At 38.0% G+C, this 2,383-nt stretch carries 1 protein-coding gene and 1 pseudogene; both read right to left on the bottom strand.

Annotation, left to right across the window (positions count from 1 at the left end; genetic code table 11):
• Positions 1-126 precede the first annotated feature (126 nt).
• A pseudogene (locus H6G59_RS27000) lies at positions 127-906 on the bottom strand (Crp/Fnr family transcriptional regulator); the annotation flags it as partial.
• A 1,025-nt stretch (positions 907-1,931) separates the two neighbouring features.
• On the bottom strand, positions 1,932-2,363 hold the full coding sequence (locus H6G59_RS26995; protein WP_199332174.1) for a type II toxin-antitoxin system VapC family toxin: 432 nt from the start codon (positions 2,361-2,363) through the stop codon (positions 1,932-1,934).
• Between the last annotated feature and the right edge of the window lie 20 nt (positions 2,364-2,383).

The following is a 2,383-nucleotide window of genomic DNA, read 5'->3' as shown; positions in this document are numbered from 1 at the left end:
AGTAATATTATTTATTTGTTATGTGTAAAATCATTTTTTTGTACGGTAAAGATTTTTTAGTGATGCCTGTTTTTAACTTGGCGATCGCACTTTTTTTGCCCCACCTCACAAAATCGCGTTGCTCCCCTGTATCAAACTCGGTAATAATTCTGTGGGTAATTCTTGGATGTTGTTGAGAATGAGAGTACCCGCTCCCAACCATTCCAACAGTCCTGGTTTACCACCAGCACGACCAAATAAATCTGCACCGCTATGTTGGAGAATGCCACAATTAAGTTTCACAATCGGTTGTCGTCGTTGAGGCGAACTATAGTGAATTAGGGCGGCGATATTATCTTTGTCTAAACCAGGTTCTCCAAAGATAACTACAGATTTCTTGTCGTGTGTAGCTTTGCGAATTTGCTCTCGTAACTTGACAGCATACCGACTTGTACCCACAATTCCCCGTTGGGCTTTGGTGACTAGATAGGGTCGCAAAGCGAGAGAACGCTCTTGTTCGTAGGTTAACGCAGATGCTAACTGAGCCAATTCTTGAGCTAATAGACGAGACAAAGCTTGGCTAATTTCTGGGTATTGACTGACTAAATCCTGGAATTTGGCGCGGGGGATAACCCAGAGATGACATTCTGTGAGGGTGGTAATTGTGAATGGGGTTAATTCATCTAGAAGTATTTCTTTGAGGTGAATTACTGCACCTGGGAGGAACCCACAGACATTATCGCTTTCTATTTGACCATTTACAAGAATATAGAGGGCTTTTGGGGATATTCCTTCAGTAACGAGGTTTTTTCCAGCGGGAATAACAGTTTCTTCTATGGCCGCAGGCATCGCATTCAATACCTCAGATGAGAGAATGCCTAGAGTTGTACGTTCTTGTAGCCATGTAACAATTTCTGGAGATGTCAGCATGAGTTCTCCGTGCAGGCGTATAACCCAAATTATCGCTGAAATTCCTGACAAAATAACTTTGTTCAGATGTTGTACATCAATAGTGCCGTTGTTGTCGCTCCCTAAAAGCTGCATCTTTACCAGCTGAAGCCGACTATATCACCTTACTTTGGCTATGTGGCTAGATATCACAACTCATGAATTTTTTCATCCCACCGTTGCTGATTTTGCCCCCAGGAGAATTGGGTTAACCATTTAAATTCGATAATTACGACTTTTAGAAAACGAGTTGTTAATTAATGAAGGGTTTCACCCCTCATACCTAAAACCTTGGTTTTACATGGTTAACTTGCTTTAAAATCAGTTTTAGGTAAATATATAAAGTGTCTTAAAACCCACTGAAATCAAGTCTGGATAAAGATGAGGGGTGTGACCCCTTTTTAATTTACCAACAGTCTCTTTTCAGTCATCCGGACATTTTAGCAGAAATTTATCTAGTAATTTTCTGTTGTATTAACAGAGATCTATGTTGGGAAGTGTTAAAAATGAACAATCTAAAAAATAAAATAAAATGCCAATTTGGCAACCACCTGATGATGAACCAAGTTAAATTGTATTAGACAAACGAAAGCAAGGCAGTTGTTAAAAGGTTAAACAAATTAGCAAATGATTCTTGTTAAGGTTGTCCGACAAATAAATAGAATTAGTGTTTGCTGCAATAGGAATACTCACTGAGTAGAGGCGTTATCGTTAACCTGTAGATTACCCCCCTAAGAAACGATTAGCGTTATGTGTATATTCCTGAATCGCTTCAGCAGCAAATAGTAGAGTGGGAGAGAATGGCGCTTGATAATGCCTCCTCCCACTCTCTTTTTTTTGGGGGTATATTTTACGCGCTCGTTCTTAGCTTATCCGTAGGAACTCAACGAATTGCACTTGTACGTATCCCGGCTGTACCCCAAACTTATTAGCTATGACTACAGTAAATATTTCTCTTCCCAATAATTCTATAATTACCCAAAAATTGATACCTAATGATCGCACTAATTGATGGGAGGCTCATGTAAATTCAAACCTTCAATAAAGCGAAAATCTTTAAAATTTAAAGTATATAAATCAATATTATGGACTAATGCCGTTGAGGCAATTAAAGCATCGGGAATACTTAGTTTATGACTTAGAGAGTAAATTTCCATCAATTCAATAAATTGAGTAGATACCATGACATCAACAGAGAAAATATGAAGTAATCCTAAATGCTTCTTAATTTTCTTCAATTCAACATTATTAATAGCACCATAATATAATTCAGCTTGAGTAATGGCACTAACAGCTAATTGATGTAGTCCAATACGACTAAGCTCAGAGAGGGAGCAACGCGATTTTGTGAGGTAGGGCAAAAAAAGTGCGATCGCCAAGTTAAAAACAGGCATCACTAAAAAATCTTTACCGTACAAAAAAATGATTTTACACATAACAAATAAATAATATTACT

This window comes from Anabaena lutea FACHB-196 (assembly GCF_014698305.1).
Classification (GTDB): Bacteria; Cyanobacteriota; Cyanobacteriia; order Cyanobacteriales; family Nostocaceae; genus Anabaena; species Anabaena lutea.
This window is presented reverse-complemented; position numbering and strand designations above follow the sequence as displayed.